This window comes from Pseudoalteromonas sp. S3431 (genome assembly GCF_000690035.1).
GTDB classification, from domain to species: Bacteria; Pseudomonadota; Gammaproteobacteria; order Enterobacterales; family Alteromonadaceae; genus Pseudoalteromonas; species Pseudoalteromonas fuliginea.
The window spans coordinates 1-15,158 of the sequence record NZ_JJNY01000055.1; the positions used below are offsets into that span (position 1 = coordinate 1).

Genomic DNA, 15,158 nt, shown 5'->3' on the forward strand with positions numbered 1-15,158 from the left:
GATCAAGTCTGAGCTAGTACATTTTACCTTCAATAATAAAAAAGGAAAGCCTCGGCTTTCCTTTTTTGTTTTCAATATTTGTTAATACTGACTAATTATAGCTCAAAATCTTTTTTGAATTTCAAACCAAACTCGCTGCGGTCATTACTGCGCATTACACCAACAAAACCTGATTGTTGTAAGCGACCTACATCATAAACTTCATTTAGAACATTCTCGCCGTATAACGTTACTTCCATATCGCCATATGGATTCGTGTACGAAACATTAAAGCCAACCAATTCTCGAGAATCAATCGTTTCACTTTTGTTAAAAACAGATTGACCTTGCATATCACTTCTAAATGAATAATTAGCATTAAGTGCTAACGTTCCGCCATTACTTAAATCCATAAAGTAAGATGGTGCAATCATTACAGTCCAGCGAGGTGTCAGTGCTGGTGAATCACCTTTACCAATACCTTGAACCCCTTCTGATACTTCGGTAATTTCAGAGTCTAAGTAGCCTACCGCACTTCTAATTGTAAAATCATCAGTAATAGCCACTGTTGTTTCAAGCTCAATACCTTGCGCTTTAGATTGACCAGCATTTTCGACAATAGTCACAAACCCACCACCTGAAGTAGGGTCAGAGAACGGTAATGCTAAATCGGTGTAATCAGTCACAAATACCGCAAGCATCATAGACACATTTTCGTGTACTTGACCCTTTAAGCCTATTTCGTAGTTAATCGCTTTTGTTTCATCAAACGATACAAACTGGTCTGGCCCGCCAAATGGGCGCGGTGGGAAACCACCTGTTTGATAGCCTTTTTGAACTTGCCCATAGACATTCATATTATTGCTAAGCTGATAAGAAGCATTTATATCCCACGTAACTGCATCAAAATCTGCACTGACATATTTACGAGTTGGGAATGATGGGAATATAGCATTTGCATCTTTTTCATCTTGTGAATAGCGAAGACCACCACCAAGCGTTAAATCGTCAGTTAAATCGTAGCTGGCATTGATGTACGCGGCATATGAGTTAGTTTCTTGGTTAATTTCAAAGTCGCCGTAACCACCAAACGATTCCGTTACACCATCATTTAATAAACCATTAGGTGTATTAAATGGGCTAAAAACAAACGGACCTGAACGTGTAAAGCCATCTTCATTAAAAAAGTAAAGACCCGATACAAAGTCCATATTATCGAATGTGGCGTTTAGCTGAACTTCAAAAGAGTACTGATCTGCACCGCCCTCTTCAGGGAATTCAGATAAGTTTAAAGGTGATGCATCATCATCTAGGCCACCTTCATACTCAGATGTACGGTAGCTTGAAATGAATTTAGCAGTATAAGTATCGTTAATTGCCCAATCAGCGGTAAACGATGTACCCCAACCTGAGTAAGACGTAGATTCAATACCAGCAACCGTTGTGCCTAGATCATCAGGGTCTGATGGAATTAAATCTTGAGTTAATAATGGGAAATCACCATTAAAAACATCATTTGGATCGAGGGGTTCTGTCAACTCAATTGTATAAGGCGACTGGCCAGATTCATTATCAACACCATCTAAAGAAAAAGTAAATGCTAAATCTGAATTAGCTTGCCACTTAAGTGCAATACGACCGCTAAACTCTTCTTCTTCGCCTATTTCTTTTTCTGGATTCGTTAAGTTAACAGCTTCGCCCACACCATCACGTGTTTTGTACGATGCACTGGCAGACATACTCACATCATCAGAAAGCGCGTTATTAAAATACACATCACCAGCAATTCGCCCACGGCTACCAACTTTTGCTGTCGTTGTAATAATACCTTCATCACCGGGTTGTTTTGTAATTACATTTACTGCACCACCTAATGTATTACGGCCATATAAAGTACCTTGTGGACCACGAAGTACCTCAACACGCTCAACATTTGGTAATGATAAGTTAGAGCCCATTTGACGGCCTAAATAAACACCATCAAGATAAACACCGACTCCAGGATCAGTAGTAATAATGTGATCTTGCAAACCAATGCCACGAATAAACACTGAAGCATGAGCCGCATTACCTACGCCATAGCGAGTAATATTAAGGTTTGGTACATATTTTCCAATATCTTCAAGGTTACTCATATTGGCTTTATCAATTAAGTTGGCACCAATTGATGTGATAGCGGTTGGAGATTCGAACAGACTCTCTGTACGTTTACGCGCTGTTACTTCGATTTTTTCAAATGCATCTTGTTTTGCTGTTGTTTTAGCTTCTTCAGCATGTATTGAGGTCGTCAGTGCAGCAAGAATTGCTATGCTTAGCTGTGAGAGGTTGCGTAGTTTCAAAATATTCTCCAAAGGATACCGTATGATTAGTTATGCGTTTATATTTTGATAATATAAATTTCAGGCATAAAAAAAGACGCTAAATAGCATCTTTCCTCTGGAGGGGTATTATATGGCAGAATTGTAAAGAAATGTATAAATTTTTCATAAAACATCTATAAAAGCGACTTATGTTGTTACTTAACCTGAACTCTGGTTAAGAGATTTACTAATATAGTGAATCATGGTGATATTTAAATTTATTTTGTTTAGCCCGATATTCTCAATAAAAACAAGGCGAATTTACGCGTCAATAGCTTGCCTACTGCAAGTAAATTCAACGTAGTTAGCGCTGAAAATAACTATTCGAGATAGATTTATTATCCAGTTCTCAAATTAATTAACGCAACCACAGCTCGGGTTTATCTACATAAAACTTATCAAAGAATTTCATTATACATTTATAGCCTTCTGACTTAATCTCGTAAAATGATAAAGTTAAACAACAAAATCATTCTGTTAATTAGATAAATTGTTTTTATGCTACTACAATTAAAGTGAATTAACATTTAAACAACAAGTAGGAAACATACATGAATAAGCTATCAGTAGCAGTAGCGGTTTGTTGCGCGATTGCAACAAACTATGTAAATGCCGAAGTAAGAATTAATGGCTTTGCATCAATTATAGGCGGAAAAAGTCTAGATAGTGAGCAAACTATTTATGGTTATGACGACGACATATCATTTAAAAATGAAAGTGTTTTTGCATTACAATTATCAGCGGATTTACAAGAGAAATTAACAGCCACTGCACAGATTGTTGCTCGTGGTGACAATGATTTTGATGCCGATTTTGAATGGGCTTATTTAACATATCAATTAAACGATGAAATACAAATAAGCGCAGGTAAAATGCGAGCTCCATTTTATAAGTACTCTGATTTTTTAGATGTAGGCTATGCATATAGATGGGTACGTCCCCCACAATCAGTATATAGCATTGCTTTTTCAACATATGAAGGATTAAGCTTGCTATATGATACTCAAATGGGTGATTGGGACTCTTCATTACAACTTATTTATGGATCGTATGATGGAAACCTCAACGGCTCTGCTTCTAAAACTATATTAAATGATTTTACTGGTATTAACTGGTCTGTAACACGAGACTGGTTTAGTGCGCGAGTAGCATATTTACAGGCAGAGTCATCTACAGAGCTATCAACCGATAGCTCACTATATGGCTTATTAGCGACATTGAACGAAAATGGTCTTGTCGAGCAAGCAAAAAGTTTAGATATAGATGAAGAAGATGCACGGTTTTACGCTTTAGGCTTTTCTATAGATTATAATGATGTGCTTTTTGATGCTGAATACACTAAGTTAAACCCAGGTGACAGCCTACTACCAGAAGAAACACAATACTATGCATCTATCGGTTATCGAATGGATGAAATAATTGTTCATTTTACTTATGAAGATAATGATGATGCTAATGACTCATCAAGCTATGATCAAATACCAGAGATCCCTGCACTAAACGCTGCAATTAATGGCTCTTTTGATGCATTCAATGCCCAAGATAATGTCTATACAATAGGTGTTCGTTATGATTTTCATCCTTCAGCAGCCTTTAAAATTGACTTCAGCCGATATGAAAATAACATAACAGACACTGAAACTGATGTTGTTGCTGTCGGCGTTGATTTAGTATTTTAATTGGAGCAAATGATGAAAAAAATTATTTTAGCTGGCGTATTTTCATTGTGCTCAATCAGCACCTTTGCAGAAGTAGCCGTTATTATTAATCCGAGCAACGCAAGTAATATTGATGCGGACACAATCAAAAAGATCTACTTAGGAAAAAGTAAGTCATTTGACAATGGAACAAAGGTCAATCCTGTAAATCAAAATGACAATGCAATAGCCGACGAATTTAATGATAAAGTTGTTGGAAAATCGAGTAACCAACTTAATGCATACTGGTCGAAACTTATATTTACAGGCAAAGGAACTCCCCCTGTAAAATTAGATAACGACCAAGCAGTGCTAGATTTTGTAGCAGCAAATGGTGATGCTATAGGTTATGTCGAAAGTGGGAAAGTAAATGATAAAGTCAAGGTCGTTGGAAAGTTTTGAGACTAACCTTATTGTTAAGTGCTTATCCGATATAAAACAGCGTTAGCAATACACATATTTAAAATATGAATTAACAAAAAATACAAAAATTGTAACTTAGCCTGCTAAGTTACAATTTTTTTTGTCATTGAATGACCTTCCATTTTCAACTAATTAAAACCTCAATAATCCCAACAATATTAATCGTCAATACTTATCCTGTGTCGGGAGTCACATTATTAATATAACAAATAACAACAATTCGTATAATTATTATTATCACCTTTAAAAAGAAGCGCTTATATTTTATATAATAATATAAACGTCTCTATTTATTAGATATATTTTAAATAAGTACCTATAATGAAAATGAAATCAACATTTAAATTAAACAGGAAATACATATGAAAAAGCTATCTGTAGCAGTAGCGGTATGTGCAGCTTTAGTATCAAGTTATACAAGTGCTGAAGTACGAATAAATGGATTTGCATCAATTGTTGGCGGGAAAAGCCTAGATAGTGATAGCACATTATATGGGTATGACGACAACATTTCGTTTAAAAACGAAAGTGTATTTGCGCTGCAGTTATCTGCGGATTTGCAAGATAAGTTAAGCGCAACAGCTCAAATTGTAGCCCGTGGTGATAATGATTTCGACGCGGAGTTTGAGTGGGCATATGTTACTTATGAGTTTTCAGATGAGTTGCAGTTAAGCGCAGGTAAAATGCGAGTTCCTTTTTACCGTTATTCTGACTTTATTGATGTAGGCTATGCCTATAGATGGGTTAGGCCTCCACAATCTGTTTACAATATTCCATTTTCAACTTATGAAGGCTTAAGTCTACTACACAACACTCAATTAGGTGATTGGGATTCAACCCTACAGGTTATTTACGGTGGTTTTGATGGTGAAATTGATGCTGTAAGTGCTAACGATAAAGCCGAGTTAAACAATTTTGCAGGTATAAACTGGACAATGTCACGCGATTGGTTAAGCCTTCGTGCAGCTTACTTAGTTGCTGAAACCTCTTTTGAGCTTGATTCAAATGACTCAACAGGCGCAGCATTGAACGGCCTGGAAGATATACTTAGAGCAAGTAATTTGACTAGCCTAGCGGATGATATAGCTATTGATGAAGATAATAGCACATTCATTGGTTTAGGTTTTTCAATTGACTACAACGACATTTTGTTTGATGCAGAATACACACAGCTTGAAGTTGAGAACAGTATTTTAGCTGAGCAATCTCAATATTATGCATCAGTAGGTTACAGATTAGATGACGTTATTATTCATTTCACCTATGAAGACAATGACGATAAACATGATTCTTCTCGTTTTGATAAAATTCAAGCGATTCCAAGTCTTAATGCCGCAGTGAATGGCGCTTTAGAAGGTGTTCGTGCACAAAGTAATGTTTACACTATTGGTGCTCGATACGACTTCCACCCTTCTGCTGCATTTAAAATAGATTTTAGTCGATTTGAAGATGACATAACAGATACAGAAACTGATGTTATTGCTGTAGGCATAGACCTAGTATTTTAATTGGAGCAAACCATGAAGAAGTTAATTTTAGCCAGTGCACTAACATTATGCTCAATCAGCGCCTCTGCTGAGGTAGCTGTTATCGTAAATGCGAGTAATACTAGTAACCTTGATGCAGATACAATCAAAAAGATTTATTTAGGTAAAAGTAAATCATTTGATAATGGTGCGAAAGTGAATCCAGTAAACCAAAATGGCAATAGTGTTGCCGATGAGTTTAATGATAAGGTTGTTGGTAAATCGAGTAGTCAGCTCAATGCCTATTGGTCAAAGCTGGTATTTACAGGTAAAGGAACCCCTCCTGAAAAGCTAGATAATGATCAAGCAGTACTCGACTTTGTTGCAGCAAACAACGACGCAATAGGTTATGTTGATAGTGCAAAGGTCAATGATAGCGTAAAGGTAGTTGGTAAATTTTAATTTACTGATGAATAAAAAAACCACAATTATTTTTAATTGTGGTTTTTTTAGTTTTAATAAATATAGTTACTTAAAAGTATTACTACTCTATTCTAAATTTAGCTGTTGCATCTAATAAGTTATCTGATAGGTAATGAAGGTTTTTAGCAACATCACGTGCTGCCAATAATGAGTCCATGGTATCCTCAAACGATACGTGCATATTCGATACGTTTTCTACTACCATTGCAGCTACAGAGGTTTGTTCTTCCGTAGCAGCAGCTATTTGAGAGTTCATTCCATTTATTTCGAGCATTTGCTCTGCAATTTTTTCAATAGAAATCCCTGTTTTTTCTGCTGCGGTCGCATTATCAGTAGCCATGTCTCTTGCCGAAGTCATCGCTGTCACAGATTCATTAGCAGCCGTTGTTAATGCACCTAATAACTCGCGTATTTCATTGGTCGAATGTGCTGTACGAGATGCTAATTCTCGAACTTCATCAGCTACAACAGCAAAACCACGGCCATGCTCACCAGCACGAGCTGCCTCAATGGCGGCGTTAAGTGCAAGTAAATTAGTTTGATCTGCAATAGAAGTAATTACATTCAATATTTGTGATACATTTTTTGTATCATCCGCCAGTTTATTTATTGTAGTAGCAGCTTGGTTTATTTCATTACTAAGCGTGCGAGATGCAGTTACTGACATCTGTACTTGAGTTCTGCTTTGTTCGACCTCTTTTTCTGCTGTTTCAGCTGCATGGGAAGCACTAGCGGCTGATTGAGAGATATCACCAACGCTTTGCTTCATTTCTTCCATTGATTGCTTAACAATTTCAGCATCGGTAGTTTGTTTCGTTGTGGCACGCTCAGCTTGCTCCATCCCCTGAACAAGTCGCGTAGAATTTTCCATCAAAGGTTCGCACACGGCAATAACCTCAAGTACAGTTTCTCTAAGCAGAGTAATAAACGCATTAAAGTTAATTGATACTTGCCCTATTTCATCTTCAGAGCTTACTTTTAATTGTGTACTAAGAGAGCCTTTACCGCTTGCTAATAAGCTTAAGTTATTTGCAGCATCACTAGCTGACGAGCCAATTCCTCTGGCAATCCAGACGGCCATAAATAATAGTAATATTAACGATACGACGGATACGACTAGCATTAAAGTTAATGCATAGTCAGAACGATCTTTGGTACTAGTAACAAGTTCAAAAAAACGATTGTCTGCTTTTTGTTGCGCACTTTTAAAATTACTTAAGACCTCGTTATAAAGAGATGTTTTTAACTGAGCTTGCTGTTGAATTTTACTAAAATCAGCAGTGCCACTAACCATCCCATTGGCAATAATCGAAGAAATCTCTTCATAATTAGCTAACTGCTTTTTTGTCTCACTGTTTATATAGGATTCATTTATCTGTTCAATTAAATTAATATTCGTTTCTAATAATTTATAAGTGTCACTTGCTTTAACAACAAGGTCTTGCTCACCGAATGTGACAGCTTGAGTATAAAGCTCATCTAACTTTTCTAAAGTACTAACATTTTCTGAAGTAAGCTTAACAACCTTGTATGTAGAGCTCTCCATTTCATTAAGTGATATCCTATTATCATTCATTGCAAAATAATTGATCAGAACGATCGCTAAAAAAGCCAAAACTGCAATACATGTTATTGCATGTATTTTTTTAGTTATGCTTAGATTTTGAAAAGAGAAGCCTGCGGCCATATTGATTACCTTATTTTATTGTCTATAACTATTATCGGCTTAATAACCATAAGTGTTAACTATATTTGTAATATTTCTAGTTTTTTTGTGATTTTTCGCGAATTAATAAGAAATAATGTAAAAACAAGCTTAAATAGTTTAAAAAACAATCGAAATTATTTTTATTAAAAAAAAACCAGTAACATTGCTGTTACTGGTTTATTAAATTTGGTGCGGATGGGGGGACTTGAACCCCCACGCCCTAAAGCACCACCCCCTCAAGGTGGCGTGTCTACCAATTCCACCACATCCGCATTTCAAGCTTTCGCTTAAGTGTTAAACTTAATGATTTAAATGAGGAATATAAATCGTCTAACATTTATTTAAGTTAAATTAATTTGGTACGTCAGAGCTTTTCTCTTTCGTAGATGTTACAGGAACATCCTCTTCTACAGGAGACACTGTTTCAACTGCAGGCGCTGCTTCTAGATTTTCCCATTCGTCAGTCTTTTTAATTTGACCCGCAGTAAGATTACCTAAAACAATGCTTAAAACAAAAAATACAGTTGCCAAACTTGTCGTTGTTTTCGTCATGAAATTACCAGCACCTGACGATCCAAAAACAGTAGCAGATGCACCGGCACCAAATGAAGAGCCCATATCTGCGCCTTTACCTTGTTGGATTAAAACCATACCAACTAATGCCAAGGCAACAACTAAATAAACTACTAATAAAATTTCGTACATCTTATACGGTTCCTTCTGCACTTTTACAAATTGCAATAAATGAATCTGCTTTTAGACTAGCACCACCAATTAGGCCACCGTCTATATCTGTTTGTGCAAATAATAATTCGCTATTTTTTTCATTAACGCTACCACCATATAAGATGGTAAGCCCTTGTGCTAAATTGCCATCTAATGAAGCAATTTTATCACGGATAAATTTGTGAACGTTTTGTGCCTGTTCTGGCGATGCAGTTTTACCTGTGCCGATGGCCCAAACGGGTTCGTATGCTACCACAGAATCTTTTAGTGCCGCTACACCTAATTTATTAATTATTGCATCAATTTGTGTAGAAACGACAAGCTCAGTTTTACCATTTTCTTGCTCTGTTTCACTTTCACCCACACATAAGATTGGAATGAGACCAACATTTTGAGCTCGAGCAAATTTTTCAGCGACCTTAGTATTACTTTCATTATAAATACTACGTCGTTCTGAATGACCTACTAGCACGTACTTCGCGCCTAAATCTTTAATAAGTTTCGCATCAACTTCACCGGTAAAGGCGCCTGGTTCGTTTTCAGAAACAGTTTGCGCTCCTGTACAGACTCCGGTTAAAACCATTGATGATACTAATGGGAAAGGGGGAAATAAGACAATGTCTATCTCTTTTGATTTAACATTGTTGATGGCACCAGACATTTCTTTAATTAGCTCTAACGAACCGTTCATTTTCCAGTTGCCTGCGACCATTGGCTTGCGTATTGCCATTTTTCCACTCCACATTAGAAAGCGGGCGAGATATTAACTTTTCTCGCCCAAAGTTACAAGAGGTTATTGTTATCAATCAGTTTATTTGCTCATAGATTCGACAACTGTCGCAATTTTTTGCGCACTATCGAGTACTATTTTTTCTTGTTCTGCTTCAACCATAACACGCACAACAGGCTCAGTACCTGATTTACGAAGTAAAACGCGCCCTTTATCGCCTAAGCTTTTCTCTACTTCGGCAACAGCTGCAAGGACCTCTGTTGTACTCGTTGGATCAGTTCCCGGTGTATAACGTACGTTAATCATTTTCATTGGGTATTTAGTAAAGCCTGCACCTAAGTCTTGTAGAGTACGGTTTTGTGCAACCATTGCAGCCAATACTTGTAGGCTTGAAATAATACCATCTCCGGTACTTATCAAATCTAGATTTAGAACATGGCCCGAGCTTTCCCCACCAATTTTCCAACCCTTCTGTTGCAGTAATTCCATAACGTAGCGATCGCCTACTTTACTACGTGCGAACTCAATTCCTTTGGCTTTTAAAGCATTTTCAAGACCCATGTTAGACATAACAGTCCCAACTACGCCACCACCTAAGTTATCTTCTTGGGCTGCTTGACACGCAATTATATAAACTAGATCATCACCATCAAATACACGGCCATTATGATCAACCATCATAACGCGATCACCATCACCATCATAAGCAATACCTACGTCTGCTTTAAATTCAAGTACTTTACGTTTAAGTGTATCTACGTGTGTAGCACCACATTCATGATTTATGTTTACGCCATTTGGCTCACACGCATGGGTAATTACTTCAGCACCAAGTTCGCGCATAACAGAAGGAGCAATATGATATGTAGCACCATTAGCACAATCAACGACGACTTTGAGACCCTCTAATGACAAACCTTGTGGAAACTGACTTTTACAAAATTCTATGTAACGACCATCTGCACTGACTAAACGAGATGCTTTACCTAATTTATCAGATGCAACGCAAGTCATTGGCTCATCAAGCATCGCTTCTATTTGAAGCTCTACGGAATCAGCTAGCTTTAGGCCTTGTCCGTTAAAAAACTTAATACCATTATCGTAATAAGGGTTGTGTGATGCACTAATTACAATTCCCGCTTCCGCACGAAACGTTTGCGCTAAATAGGCAACAGCAGGCGTTGGCATAGGGCCAAGTAACACGACGTCAATACCTGCGGCAATTAACCCAGCTTCAAGTGCTGTTTCAAGCATATAACCTGAGATACGTGTATCTTTACCAATAATTACTTTTTTAGTGCCACCCAGAGATAAAACACGCCCTGCAGCCCAACCTAATTTCATAGCAAACTCTGGGTTAATAGGTGCTGTACCAACTAATCCACGCACTCCATCAGTGCCAAAATATTTTCTTTCTTTCATTATTGTATTCCTTGTTCGCAGGCTCGTAATACACTAAGCACGTCTGCGGTTTCTTTTACGTCATGTACGCGAATAATTTTTGCGCCATTTTGCGCCGCGATTAGCGCACCTGCTAAGCTACCTGCCAATCGCTCACTTGTTTCTCTATTTAATAAATTACCTATCATCGATTTACGAGATAAACCAGCCAATAATGGCAAACCCAATTTATTAAAATCATTAAACTTAGCCAATATTTGATAGTTATGGTTAAGCGTTTTTCCAAATCCAAAACCGGGATCTAGGATAAGTCGTTCAAACTTAATCCCGGCTGTTTCACAGGCTTTAATACGTTGACTAAAAAACATATTTATATCTGCAAACAAATCATCATAATGAGGTGCACATTGCATACTGCGAGGTTGCCCTTGCATATGCATTAAACAAATTGCTACATCTTCATAGTGCGCAACCGTTTCTAACGCATCTAATTCTTGCAAAGCTCTTACATCGTTGACTATATCAGCCCCTGCGAGTATTGCTTGTTCCATTACTTGCGCTTTACTGGTATCAATTGAAATAACGCAATCACTGTGCTCACGTATTGCTTTAATAGCGGGAATTACGCGGGCAAGTTCATCTTTCAAACTCACATCTGGCGCGCCGGGGCGGGTAGATTCTCCGCCTATGTCTACAATTTTCGCACCATCATCCAGTAACTGCATTGCACGTTTCAGTGCTATTGTTGGGTCTAAAAACTGCCCACCATCAGAAAATGAATCCGGCGTTACATTTAATATTCCCATAATAACGGGCTTTTCAATATTAAGCGTACGTCCTCTGGGAAGCTTTAATATGTTAGTCATTGCCAACCTTTATTCTTTTTCCAATAAAATTAAATTAATGATCTATTATAGCGATAAGTAAATAGCTTAATTACAAGGCGGAATTATGATATATAGTTATTCTATATAAATAATTTCTCAGCGAAGTTAGTGAGTTATTTAATTCGCTAGAATGAACATCTATCAATAAAATTGGTATAAATAACTGATACAAAAAAGCCCCGAAGTACGGGGCTTTCATTCGCTATTTTAACGATTATTCAGCTTTATCATCAAGGTTTGTTTCATCTTTTTTCGATGAATCATCCGATTTTTGACTTTCATCGCTAACTGGCTCTTGAGATTCTTCAGCTTTTACCGGTTTTGCTTCATGGCGGTCATGTGCATCACGCGGTTCACGCACTGGTTGGCGCGCCATTAAATCATCAATTTGCTTAGCATCAATAGTTTCATACTTCATCAGGGCATCTTTCATTGAGTGAAGAATATCAATGTTTTCTTTTAATATTTCTTCTGCTCGTTGATAGTTACGATCTGAAAGTAATCGAACCTCTGCATCAATTATCTTTGCTGTGTCGTCTGACATGCTAGATGCACGACTGCCGCCGCCACCCATATACATTTCATTTTGATCTTCAGCATAAAGTAACGGACCTAGCTTTTCACTTAAACCCCAGTGTGTAACCATTTTACGAGCAATATCTGTAGCTCGTTCAATATCATTACTCGCACCTGTTGTTACTTTATCAGCACCATAAATAAGCGCTTCAGCAATTCGACCACCGTAAAGGCTAGAAATCATTGATTCTAAAAGCTCTTTTGAATGACTAACACGGTCTTGTTCAGGCAAGTACATTGTTACACCTAGCGCACGGCCACGTGGAATAATAGATACTTTGTAAACTGGATCATGTTCTGGCACCATACGGCCCACAATTGCGTGACCTGCTTCATGATACGCAGTCATTGCTTTTTCTTGCTCGCTCATCACCATGGTTTTGCGTTCTGCACCCATCATGATTTTATCTTTAGCAGCGTCAAATTCAGCCATACTTACAACACGTTTATTACCACGTGCAGCATAAAGTGCAGCTTCGTTTACTAAGTTCGCTAAATCAGCGCCAGAAAAACCAGGTGTACCACGTGCAATAAGTGCCGCTTCAACGTTATCGCCTAATGGCACTTTACGCATGTGTACTTTAAGTATTTGCTCACGACCACGAATATCAGGTAAACCTACTTCTACTTGACGGTCAAAACGACCTGGACGAAGTAATGCTGGGTCTAATACATCTGGTCGGTTAGTTGCTGCAATAACGATAATACCTTCGTTACCACCAAAGCCATCCATTTCTACTAGCATTTGGTTAAGTGTTTGCTCACGTTCGTCGTTACCGCCGCCCATACCAGCACCACGTTTACGACCAACAGCATCAATCTCATCTATAAAGATAATACAAGGCGCTGCTTTTTTAGCTTGCTCAAACATGTCACGTACACGTGATGCACCAACACCTACAAACATTTCAACAAAATCTGAACCAGAAATTGTAAAAAACGGTACTTTCGCTTCACCCGCAACAGCCTTTGCAAGTAACGTTTTACCAGTACCAGGAGGACCAACCATTAGTACGCCTTTAGGAATACTACCGCCAAGTTTTTGAAACTTAGAAGGGTCACGTAAAAAGTCTACCAATTCGGTAACATCTTCTTTCGCTTCATCACAACCAGCAACATCTGCAAACGTTGTTTTAATTTGATCTTCGCTCATTAAACGCGCTTTACTCTTACCAAATGACATAGCGCCTTTACCGCCACCGCCTTGCATCTGACGCATGAAGAATATCCATACACCAATAAGCAGTATCATTGGGAACCAAGAAATAAATATACTTGCTAAAAATGACTGTTCTTCAGGTTTTACACCCTTCACATTCACATTACTTTTTAATAAGTCATTTAAAATATCTTTGTCATAAATAGGCATAATCGTTTGAAAACGTTCGCCACTGGTTTTAGTACCTGTAATTGTCCCACTGGTACTTTCAATTGCCACTTCTTGTATAGAGCCATTTCGGGCGTCTTTAACAAATTGACTATAGCTTGTCTGACGATCAACTTGATCGCCACCATTAAAGCTCTGAAAGACTGACATCAGCACAACTGCAATGACCAGCCATAGTATTAAATTTTTCGCCATATCGCTCAAGGGGTTAACCTCTTGTATCCAATTAATTTAAATTCAACTAAACGCCAAGCAACTGTACTACAGTTTGTATCCAGTCGCTACTATATATACTTCCCGAGAACGGGCACGCGAGGCATCAGGTTTACGTATCTTCACTACTTTAAAACTATTACGTACGTCTTGTAAGTATTGATCAAAGCCTTCACCTTGAAACACTTTAACAATAAATGCACCATTTTTCTTTAGTACTTGGCTACACATATCTAATGCAAGCTCTACTAAATACATACTACCAGCTTGATCAACTGAATTATTACCACTCATATTTGGTGCCATGTCAGAGAATACCACATCAACATTTTTCCCATCAATGCGTTTTAATAATGCATTTAATACAGCCTCCTCACGAAAGTCACCTTGTAAGAAGTCTACACCTGCAAGGGAATCCATCGGTAAAATATCACATGCTATTACTTGACCTTTATCACCCACTTTTTCGGCTAAATACTGTGACCAACTACCCGGCGCGGCCCCTAAATCTACCACTGTCATACCCGGACGCAGTATTTTATCTCTGTTCTGAACTTCATCTAATTTAAAAACCGCTCTAGAACGCCAGCCTTTTTTTTGCGCTTCTTGAACATATTTATCATCAAAATGTTCTTTCAGCCATCGCTGTGAACTGGCTGACTGTTTTTTATTTGTCATAAATTAACACGCAACTAATTAGTAATATTCTTTAGATGGCGGTAGAATACCCTTAATTCAAGCCATATTCAGCAAAATTTGTATAAACATGACATTATCAAATAAACAAAAGCAGTTTTTAAAAGGTCAGGCACATAGCCTCAAGCCAGTAGTTTTACTAGGTTCTAACGGTTTAACCGAAGGCGTAGTAATGGAAATTAAAAGTGCGTTAGAAATTCACGAATTGATTAAAGTGAAAGCGCCGACTGACGATCGTGAAACTAAAGCTCTTATTTTTGAAGCTATCGTACGTGAAACTGGTGCGACTAAGTTACAAACAATTGGTCACACTATTGTACTTTATCTTCAAAGTGCTGAGAGAAAAATACATTTACCACGTAACTAAATTACTATTTTAAGTAACCTAGTGTGTTTAATGAAAAAACCAGCTTAATGCTGGTTTTT

General features: G+C 37.7%; 13 protein-coding genes and 1 tRNA gene. 5 read left to right on the forward strand and 9 right to left on the reverse strand.

Translation table 11 applies throughout. The annotated features are described in order from the left end of the window. Positions 1-95: 95 nt before the first annotated feature. Positions 96-2,318, reverse strand: a complete 2,223-nt coding sequence (locus DO88_RS05610; RefSeq protein ID WP_033040120.1) for a TonB-dependent receptor — start codon at positions 2,316-2,318, stop codon at positions 96-98. A gap of 572 nt (positions 2,319-2,890) precedes the next feature. Between DO88_RS05610 and DO88_RS05605 the strand changes: the two genes are divergently transcribed. The 4 genes from DO88_RS05605 to DO88_RS05590 all read left to right on the forward strand — a co-directional run bounded on the left by DO88_RS05605 (position 2,891) and on the right by DO88_RS05590 (position 6,387). Then, the gene (locus tag DO88_RS05605; RefSeq protein WP_008136003.1) at positions 2,891-4,018 is read left to right on the forward strand and encodes a porin; all 1,128 of its coding nucleotides are present in this window, start codon (positions 2,891-2,893) and stop codon (positions 4,016-4,018) included. A 12-nt stretch (positions 4,019-4,030) separates the two neighbouring features. After that, entirely contained in the window at positions 4,031-4,438 is a 408-nt protein-coding gene (locus tag DO88_RS05600; RefSeq protein ID WP_033015656.1) for a phosphate ABC transporter substrate-binding protein, read from the forward strand. Between the two features lie 383 nt (positions 4,439-4,821). Further along, the gene (locus DO88_RS05595; protein ID WP_008136002.1) at positions 4,822-5,967 is read left to right on the forward strand and encodes a porin; all 1,146 of its coding nucleotides are present in this window, start codon (positions 4,822-4,824) and stop codon (positions 5,965-5,967) included. Positions 5,968-5,979: 12 nt separating this feature from the next. Beyond that, the gene (locus DO88_RS05590) at positions 5,980-6,387 is read left to right on the forward strand and encodes a hypothetical protein (protein WP_007377777.1); all 408 of its coding nucleotides are present in this window, start codon (positions 5,980-5,982) and stop codon (positions 6,385-6,387) included. Between the two features lie 82 nt (positions 6,388-6,469). On the opposite strand, the gene DO88_RS05585 is transcribed toward DO88_RS05590, so the two are convergent. From DO88_RS05585 to rlmE, 8 genes are all read right to left on the reverse strand, one after another. Then, positions 6,470-8,095, reverse strand: coding sequence for a methyl-accepting chemotaxis protein (locus DO88_RS05585; protein WP_033023762.1), 1,626 nt, complete (start codon positions 8,093-8,095; stop codon positions 6,470-6,472). Positions 8,096-8,303: 208 nt separating this feature from the next. Next, positions 8,304-8,388 (reverse strand) — tRNA-Leu (locus DO88_RS05580). 79 nt (positions 8,389-8,467) lie between these two features. Further along, a complete protein-coding gene (gene secG / locus DO88_RS05575; RefSeq protein ID WP_007377779.1) occupies positions 8,468-8,821 on the reverse strand; it encodes a preprotein translocase subunit SecG in 354 nt (117 codons plus the stop codon). 1 nt (position 8,822) lies between these two features. Further along, positions 8,823-9,572, reverse strand: a complete 750-nt coding sequence (gene tpiA, locus DO88_RS05570; protein WP_033040122.1) for a triose-phosphate isomerase — start codon at positions 9,570-9,572, stop codon at positions 8,823-8,825. An 81-nt stretch (positions 9,573-9,653) separates the two neighbouring features. Next, positions 9,654-10,994, reverse strand: coding sequence for a phosphoglucosamine mutase (gene glmM, locus DO88_RS05565; RefSeq protein ID WP_007377781.1), 1,341 nt, complete (start codon positions 10,992-10,994; stop codon positions 9,654-9,656). Then, positions 10,994-11,839 (reverse strand): dihydropteroate synthase, encoded by an 846-nt coding sequence (folP, locus tag DO88_RS05560; RefSeq protein ID WP_033028581.1) that lies wholly within the window; start codon positions 11,837-11,839, stop codon positions 10,994-10,996. Before folP ends, glmM begins: the two co-directional genes overlap by 1 nt. Before the next feature lie 235 nt (positions 11,840-12,074). Beyond that, positions 12,075-14,018 carry an ATP-dependent zinc metalloprotease FtsH gene (gene ftsH / locus DO88_RS05555; protein WP_033015932.1) on the reverse strand — a complete coding sequence of 648 codons (1,944 nt, stop codon included), beginning with the start codon at positions 14,016-14,018 and terminating at the stop codon, positions 12,075-12,077. 66 nt (positions 14,019-14,084) lie between these two features. Next, positions 14,085-14,714, reverse strand: a complete 630-nt coding sequence (gene rlmE, locus DO88_RS05550) for a 23S rRNA (uridine(2552)-2'-O)-methyltransferase RlmE (protein WP_007377784.1) — start codon at positions 14,712-14,714, stop codon at positions 14,085-14,087. An 88-nt stretch (positions 14,715-14,802) separates the two neighbouring features. On the opposite strand from rlmE, the gene yhbY reads away from it, so the two are divergent. Then, positions 14,803-15,099, forward strand: a complete 297-nt coding sequence (gene yhbY, locus DO88_RS05545) for a ribosome assembly RNA-binding protein YhbY (RefSeq protein WP_007377785.1) — start codon at positions 14,803-14,805, stop codon at positions 15,097-15,099. The last annotated feature ends 59 nt before the right edge of the window (positions 15,100-15,158 follow it).

Bases quoted from the DNA above. Each gene is read 5' to 3' on its own strand.
- DO88_RS05605 (WP_008136003.1), top strand. From the start codon at position 2,891: ATGAATAAGCTATCAGTAGCAGTAGCGGTTTGTTGCGCGATTGCAACA.
- DO88_RS05600 (WP_033015656.1), top strand. From the start codon at position 4,031: ATGAAAAAAATTATTTTAGCTGGCGTATTTTCATTGTGCTCAATCAGC.
- DO88_RS05595 (WP_008136002.1), top strand. From the start codon at position 4,822: ATGAAAAAGCTATCTGTAGCAGTAGCGGTATGTGCAGCTTTAGTATCA.
- DO88_RS05590 (WP_007377777.1), top strand. From the start codon at position 5,980: ATGAAGAAGTTAATTTTAGCCAGTGCACTAACATTATGCTCAATCAGC.
- DO88_RS05585 (WP_033023762.1), bottom strand. From the start codon at position 8,095: ATGGCCGCAGGCTTCTCTTTTCAAAATCTAAGCATAACTAAAAAAATA.
- secG (WP_007377779.1), bottom strand. From the start codon at position 8,821: ATGTACGAAATTTTATTAGTAGTTTATTTAGTTGTTGCCTTGGCATTA.
- tpiA (WP_033040122.1), bottom strand. From the start codon at position 9,572: ATGGCAATACGCAAGCCAATGGTCGCAGGCAACTGGAAAATGAACGGT.
- glmM (WP_007377781.1), bottom strand. From the start codon at position 10,994: ATGAAAGAAAGAAAATATTTTGGCACTGATGGAGTGCGTGGATTAGTT.
- folP (WP_033028581.1), bottom strand. From the start codon at position 11,839: ATGACTAACATATTAAAGCTTCCCAGAGGACGTACGCTTAATATTGAA.
- ftsH (WP_033015932.1), bottom strand. From the start codon at position 14,018: ATGGCGAAAAATTTAATACTATGGCTGGTCATTGCAGTTGTGCTGATG.
- rlmE (WP_007377784.1), bottom strand. From the start codon at position 14,714: ATGACAAATAAAAAACAGTCAGCCAGTTCACAGCGATGGCTGAAAGAA.
- yhbY (WP_007377785.1), top strand. From the start codon at position 14,803: ATGACATTATCAAATAAACAAAAGCAGTTTTTAAAAGGTCAGGCACAT.